Source organism: Pseudomonas sp. BAV 4579 (assembly GCF_009765395.1).
Taxonomy (GTDB): Bacteria; Pseudomonadota; Gammaproteobacteria; order Pseudomonadales; family Pseudomonadaceae; genus Chryseomonas; species Chryseomonas aestiva.
Map to the genome: position 1 here is coordinate 1 of NZ_WHOV01000216.1, position 6384 is coordinate 6384.

At 55.0% G+C, this 6384-nt stretch carries 6 protein-coding genes and 1 pseudogene; all 7 read right to left on the minus strand.

Translation table 11 applies throughout. The features are described from left to right. Positions 1-419 precede the first annotated feature (419 nt). The 7 genes and pseudogenes from GSQ95_RS25160 to GSQ95_RS25190 all read right to left on the minus strand — a co-directional run bounded on the left by GSQ95_RS25160 (position 420) and on the right by GSQ95_RS25190 (position 6308). Positions 420-2060 (minus strand): methyl-accepting chemotaxis protein, encoded by a 1641-nt coding sequence (locus tag GSQ95_RS25160; protein WP_158896544.1) that lies wholly within the window; start codon positions 2058-2060, stop codon positions 420-422. A 63-nt stretch (positions 2061-2123) separates the two neighbouring features. Next, positions 2124-2417: a hypothetical protein gene (locus GSQ95_RS25165; protein WP_158896543.1), complete on the minus strand. Its 294-nt coding sequence runs from the start codon at positions 2415-2417 to the stop codon at positions 2124-2126. A gap of 41 nt (positions 2418-2458) precedes the next feature. Beyond that, positions 2459-2827, minus strand: a complete 369-nt coding sequence (locus GSQ95_RS25170) for a response regulator (protein WP_158896542.1) — start codon at positions 2825-2827, stop codon at positions 2459-2461. Between the two features lie 627 nt (positions 2828-3454). After that, positions 3455-3976, minus strand: coding sequence for a GNAT family N-acetyltransferase (locus tag GSQ95_RS25175; protein ID WP_158896541.1), 522 nt, complete (start codon positions 3974-3976; stop codon positions 3455-3457). 53 nt (positions 3977-4029) lie between these two features. Then, a pseudogene (locus GSQ95_RS25180) lies at positions 4030-5558 on the minus strand (IS66 family transposase). A 61-nt stretch (positions 5559-5619) separates the two neighbouring features. Next, on the minus strand, positions 5620-5955 hold the full coding sequence (gene tnpB / locus GSQ95_RS26765; protein WP_158896540.1) for an IS66 family insertion sequence element accessory protein TnpB: 336 nt from the start codon (positions 5953-5955) through the stop codon (positions 5620-5622). Continuing rightward, a complete protein-coding gene (locus tag GSQ95_RS25190) occupies positions 5952-6308 on the minus strand; it encodes a transposase (RefSeq protein ID WP_158896539.1) in 357 nt (118 codons plus the stop codon). Before GSQ95_RS25190 ends, tnpB begins: the two co-directional genes overlap by 4 nt. Between the last annotated feature and the right edge of the window lie 76 nt (positions 6309-6384).

Below are 6384 nucleotides of genomic sequence, written 5' to 3' on the forward strand. Positions count from 1 at the left end.
ATGGTCACCCTGGCCTGCATCGATCGCTGTTGGCGCGTCGACTTTTCAGACAAAGCCTAGGTCCCGTGCGCATCCACAGAAAACGACTAGCCCCCATGACTTATCTGAATCAATCAATACTTCCCTGGCAGCCATACCGCAAACTTGGTACTTGAACGCCGAGCAAGTGCAACCATTACCAGAAGCCCATTAACCCTGTAACGAGTGAGGCACCGATAATAATAGTTGCAAAGACAAGAACCACTATTGTGATAACGCTACTGCTATTTAATTTTTTACTGCGCTCGAAAGGCATTGGATTGTATAAACCTTTCCATCGACCGAGCTGATCCAAAGCCCAAATATATAAAAAAGCGCTCAATCCATAGCGCTCAATGGTGAAATACAGCTGGTCTATTTACGATAGCTCAATGGATCTGTCAGTAACGGAACTGTGCCACCAAACCTTGAAAAGAAATGGCGAGACGCGAAAGCTCTTGGCTGGATGCTGCTGTCTGCTGCGCGCCAGTCGCTGTCTGGGTGGCCAGATCCTGGATGTTTACTAGATTGCGATCCACTTCTCTTGCGACCTGAGCTTGCTCCTCAGCTGCGCTCGCGATGACCAGATTGCGTTCTTCGATTTCGGCGACGCCGGTGGCGATTCGATCCAGGGCCTCACCCGCTTGGTTAGCTCGCTGTTGAGTATCATCTGCCAAGGCTTTGCTTTTATGCATCGCACTGACCGCCTCCTCTGCGCTGGAGCGGACAGTGCTCATCATGCGCTCAATCTCACCGGTTGATCCTTGCGTCCGATGTGCAAGCGCCCTGACTTCATCGGCTACAACAGCGAAACCCCGTCCTTGCTCGCCGGCCCGCGCGGCCTCGATAGCTGCATTGAGCGCCAGCAGGTTCGTTTGTTCTGCAATACCGCGAATGACGTCCAATACCTGGCCGATCTCACGGATCTGAGTTTCTAGCGTTTGCACCTTTTGAGTCGAGTCATTGATCTCGCCGGCCATTTCGGTCATGGAGTGCGCCGCTTGCTGTACCTGGTGACGCCCATTCTGAGTTTCACGGCTCGTCTGCTGCGAGGCGCCAGAGGTGGTAGCGGCATTGCGCGCCACCTCTTCAACGGCTGCGGTCATCTCGTTGACGGCAGTAGCGGCCTGCTGCACTTCGCTATGCTGACGAAGCTGACCATTTGCCGTCTCTTCGGTAACCGCATGAAGTTCCTCAGCTGCCGCGGCCAATTGTGTCGCCGCGCTGTCCATTTGCTGGACAGTACTCTTCAGGCTGCTTTGCATGGAGCCTAGGGCCTGAAGCAGTTGGCCAGCCTCATCGGAACGGCTACTGAGGACGGGGTGAGTCAGGTCACCCTTAGCGACGCGTTCGGCGCTGGCAACAGCCTCGCGGATCGGAGCGACGATGAGACGTGTAATGACAATGCCCAGTGCTACCGCACAGAGTATGGCAAGCCCCAAGCCGCCACCCAGGAGCCAAAATGCCCCTTGATAGGTGCTGATCGCAGCGGCTCCTGCTTCGCGGCCTTGGCGTTGGTTGGATTCAACCATGATTTTGAATGACGCCATGGTCTTGCGATAGCTGGGCTGGGCCTGTTCGTCGATCACGCGAGACGCCCCAGCAACATCATTCGCTCTAAGCAGGCCTATGGCTGCGTCCACGCCCGCCAAATAACTTTTCCAATCCTGCTCGAACGCATCACCTGCCGCTTTTTCATCGCCCTCCAGTGGCGTTGCGCGATACGCGGAGAACGGCTTTTCTACCTCGCCCTGGTTGGCACGCAGTGACGTCGCTACGCGATCGCGTTCACTTTGAGGGGCGCCTCCGTAGGTCATCGACATCAGGCGGAAGAGGTCCCGGTTGTGAGCGATGACGTTGCTCTTGGCGTCGTTGAGCTGTGTGATTGACCTAAGATTATTGTTGAGCACCGAGTCCAGTAGGGAATTGAGTGTCACGATCCCCTTCATGCCCACGGCACCAATTCCAAGGGTAATCAGGGTGCAGAGGCCGAAAGCGATGGCGAGTTTTTTCGCTAGCGCGAGGTTGTTGAACCAGACCATGGGATGTCCTGCTTAAGTGGCTACGATATGGGTTTGAACCCTAGTGCCGCTGTAACGGCATGATTAAGCAGGACTTGATGACCGCTCGGCGGCATCAGCGATCCGGACCAGCTTGAAGGTGGCCTGAGTTCGGGTAAGCGTCAGGATGGCACCCAGCAGTTGGCCGATCACGATCTCGGTACCGGTTAGATAGAGCGTTTGCTCCCTAATCTCACCCCATGCCCTCACCTGATCCAACGTGCCATGCCGGGCTATGAACAGACTTCCAGCGATGATTCGACTCGTCAGCCCAAGGTCACCCGCCAAGGGGGCCAAGTCATAAGCTGCCTCAGGGTCGAAAGAGAAGGGAAGATTCATGTGAGGGCGGGAGTCGACATCTGGAAAGCATCCAAGACAGGTCAGCGAAAGGCGTCAGCGATCGCCTTTTCGAGCGCGTCAAGCAACCACGGCTTTTGCAAATACACCACCTGTGCCGGTAGGTCTCGCCCAATTTCGTAGCCGTATCCCGTGGTCAGGACGGTTGGCAGATCGGGCCATCGACCGAGCAGTAGTTGGACCAAATCGGTTCCTTTGAGCTGCCCCGGCAAGAGTTGATCGGTGATGAGCAGGTCGGGCTTGCCCTCTTTAAGAATAGCCACCAACGCATCATCCGCATTATCGAAATAGGTGGCCTTTGCTCCGCGATCTGCAAAGAAGTCTTCAAGAAGACTGCTAAGGGTATCGTTGTCTTCAACCACAACGATCCGGAAGCTCGACAGGTTAAGCATATGACCGCCAGCACTAGGGAGAAATTAAGCCGATGACAACATGACGACCTATGTAATAGGCAGCATGCCGTAGCTTGTCGCCCATTACGAATGCCATCAGAGATAGCCGAAACCGCTGCCGCACTGATTCGCCGCGCACGATACTCTGTTGCACTGCTTGATGCAGATGATTTTTGCGTCTTTCAGGAGTTTTTTCGTCGGAGGTGCGGAAGCGAAGCGGCGAGACTGACGCTTGCTGTGATCGGCCGCTTTAGCCATCTTTTCAGTAAGCCGCAACGAATTTAGAATCGGCCACCTCGCCGCTGGTCGCATTGGTTCCGATAACCGGCTCCACCCGTCATCTGCCTGATAACGATATCGGCTGCTAGCGCTCTACTGATTGCCTTCTATCCTCCATGGTTCTCTTAATGAATAGCCCTCAGGTTGCCGTTCTCGTTGTTGAGGACGAACCACTGCTGCTCGAGCTCTTGATTGAGCTGTTACGCGATCTCGGGGTCGATGTCGTCGCCGTTGACCGCGCAGATGCCGGTCTGATCTATCTGGAAGGTAAGTGTCCGGTAAAGTCATCTGGCTTTTTCCACGTTTTCGTTTATGACGGCCTACCGACAGGAAGGTCATCGAATATGCCTACCGGGAAAGTTCACATGCCATTGCTACCATTCCAATTTCAAACAAGTCAGTTTTGAAAGGGATTTCACCGATTTCTTGGAAACCGAAACCCTCATAGAATCGCCGCGCATTTGAGTTGGTCTTGAGTACGTCAAGCCACAGCATGCGTTCTCCGCGCTCTCTCGCTCGGCTGCAAATGAAGTGCAGGAGTTGTTTCCCATATCCTCGTCCTGCTTCGGGTTTGAGAAAGTAAATTTTTTGAAGCTCCGCACCTAATTCACCAGTTAAAGGCGCAGGCGTTGACCAGTTAACTTTGGAAAAGCCTACGACCCTATCGCTTTCGTCTGAAGCTATAAGCCACAAATGGCAAGCGGAGGATTCGAGTGATTTGCCGAGCGAGTTAGGGGAAAAGTCTTGATTAAGAAAGTCTTGCATGCCGGAGAGAGACCAGACGTCCGAAAAATGCTCTTGGTAGGTCTCACAGCCGATTTCACGTAGAACATCTAGGTCAGCTTTAGTAGCTTCACGAATATTAATCATATTTCTCACCGGTTTATTTGCATACACACGAGCATCAGGCACCGCGTAAGTAGCTAGATCGGCTGCCACATATGCGGCAGCAATTTGTCAATTTCACTTGCCCGCTGCGTCGGTAGACGCGTGAGAACGGTTTTCAAATAAGCATACGGATCATGCCCATTGACCCGCGCAGACTGGATCAAGCTCATGATCGCTGCCGCCCGCTTTCCGCTGCGTAGCGATCCGGCAAACAACCAGTTCGAGCGCCCAAGTGCCCACGGTCGGATTTGGTTCTCGACTTGATTATTGTCGATGGGCACAGCTCCATCGTCGAGGTAGCGCGTCAGAGCTACCCAGCGTTTAAGGCTGTAATCCAGGGCTTTGGCTGTTGCCGACCCATTGGGCACCAGGTCTCGCTGGGCCAACATCCAGTCTTGTAGTGTTTTGATTATTGGTGCTGCCCTTTCTTGGCGTATTCGCCTGCGATCTTCATCGCTCATGTCCTTCGCCTGGCGCTCAACTTCGTACAAGCCACCAATCGAGAGCAGTGCTTGTTCAGCCAACTGGCTTTTGTTTGCCACGTGCAGATCAAAGAACTTGCGGCGGGCGTGGGCCATGCAGCCGATTTCGGTCATGCCTTTTCCGAAGCCAGCCTTATAGCCAGCAAAATCGTCGCACACCAGCTTGCCATTCCAGGGGCCGAGGAAGTTACGTGCATGCTCGCCCGCTCGGCTCGGGCTGAAGTCGTAGACCACCGCCTTGAGCGCCGAAAACGGCGTCGTGCTGTAGGCCCAGACATACGCTCGATGGGTTTTCTTCTCGCCTGGCGCGAGCATTTGAATCGGGGTTTCATCCGCGTGGATTACACCTTCGGCCAGCACAGCTTCGCGCAATGCATCAACCAAAGGCTGAAGCTGCACGCCGGTTTGTCTAACCCACTGCGCCAGCGTCGAGCGGGCGATCATCAGGCCGGCGCGGCCAAAGATTTTTTCCTGCCGGTACAGCGGCAAGTGGTCAGAGAACTTCGCCACCATTACATGAGCCAGCAGGCCTGCGGTGGGGATGCCCTTGTCGATGACGTGCGCCGGTACGGGCGCCTGGATCAATGTTTCGCACTGCCGGCAGGCCCATTTCCCACGCACATGCTGTTCGACGGTGAACACGCCGGGTGTGTAATCGAGCTTCTCGCTGACGTCTTCGCCGATGCGTTGAAGCTGGCAGCCACAGGTGCACTGCGTATTTTCTGGCTCGTGACGGATCACGGTGCGTGGGAACTGTGGTGGCAGCGGCGCACGCTTGGGTTTCTGGCGTGGCTCGGTCGGTGCAGGTCGCGGATTGACCGCATTTAGCTCTGCTTCGATGGCTGCAATATCAGCATCGAGCAGGTCATCTAGCAAGCTGCCTTGGTCAGGACTGAGCCGTTCGCTGCGCTTGGCAAACTTGTGCCGCTTGAGGATGGCGATCTCATGGGCGAGTTGACCGTTTCTAGGCGGTGGATTTTCTGGCCCATGGAGTCGACTTGGGACAGCAACTGAATGGCCTGTTCGGCCAAGGCGCGCAGCTGTTCAGGTGTCATCTGGTCGAGATTGGGCGAGGAGGTCATGCCGCTGATTGTGCCAGAGCAGGCCTTCGGCGGCGATAAAGCGATAGGCTAATAGCCGGTACTACAACACTGTGATCGAACCACCCGCGCCGACCCGCTGCCACGGCAAACCCAGTACCAAGGCTTGAAGTTGCTCGTTATCGAGTTCGACTTCCGATCCGTGACGGATGCCGGGCCATTGAAACTTGCCTTGGTTTAATCGTCGCGCTGCAAGCCAGATGCCCACCCCGTCATGCACGAGGACTTTCATCCAGTTAGCGCGGCGATTGGCAAAGAGATAAGCACTGTGCGGCTTCACCGCACCGAATACCGTGATCACTTTGGCCAATGCAGTCTCGGTACCGGCGCGCATATCCATGGGTTCGGTGGCGAGCCAGATAGAGTCGATGCGGATCACTGGGCAAGCTCACGGATAAAACGGGCGCACCCTTCAGGGTCTGAAGATGGCCAGTGCACGGTTAATTTTTGCTGCCTGAAAGGGATCTCGATACTGACCGGCATTTGCTGATCAGGCCGAGTCGCGGTCTCTAGTTTTATCGGGACGAAAGCGGGCAACGCCGGCGCCTGACGATCACGATAAGCGGGTATCCATTTTCGAACCGAGTTAGCGTTGATGCCATGGCGCAGGGCTACGCTGGCCATGGACACACCAGGTTGCAGGCATTCCTGGACGACTTGGGCTTTGAAAGGTTTGGGATAAGAAGTTCTTTGGCGCATGGCAATCCTGAAGATAAGGGCGATGGTGTCCACGTTTTTTTAAGTGGAAAACATCTCTGATTCCTATGCGCCCGCATGGATAGTGATAGATGTCCACGTAGTGGCCAGC

Coding starts and splice junctions, on each gene's coding strand:
- GSQ95_RS25160 (WP_158896544.1), bottom strand. CDS start 2,060: ATGGTCTGGTTCAACAACCTCGCGCTAGCGAAAAAACTCGCCATCGCT.
- GSQ95_RS25165 (WP_158896543.1), bottom strand. CDS start 2,417: ATGAATCTTCCCTTCTCTTTCGACCCTGAGGCAGCTTATGACTTGGCC.
- GSQ95_RS25170 (WP_158896542.1), bottom strand. CDS start 2,827: ATGCTTAACCTGTCGAGCTTCCGGATCGTTGTGGTTGAAGACAACGAT.
- GSQ95_RS25175 (WP_158896541.1), bottom strand. CDS start 3,976: ATGATTAATATTCGTGAAGCTACTAAAGCTGACCTAGATGTTCTACGT.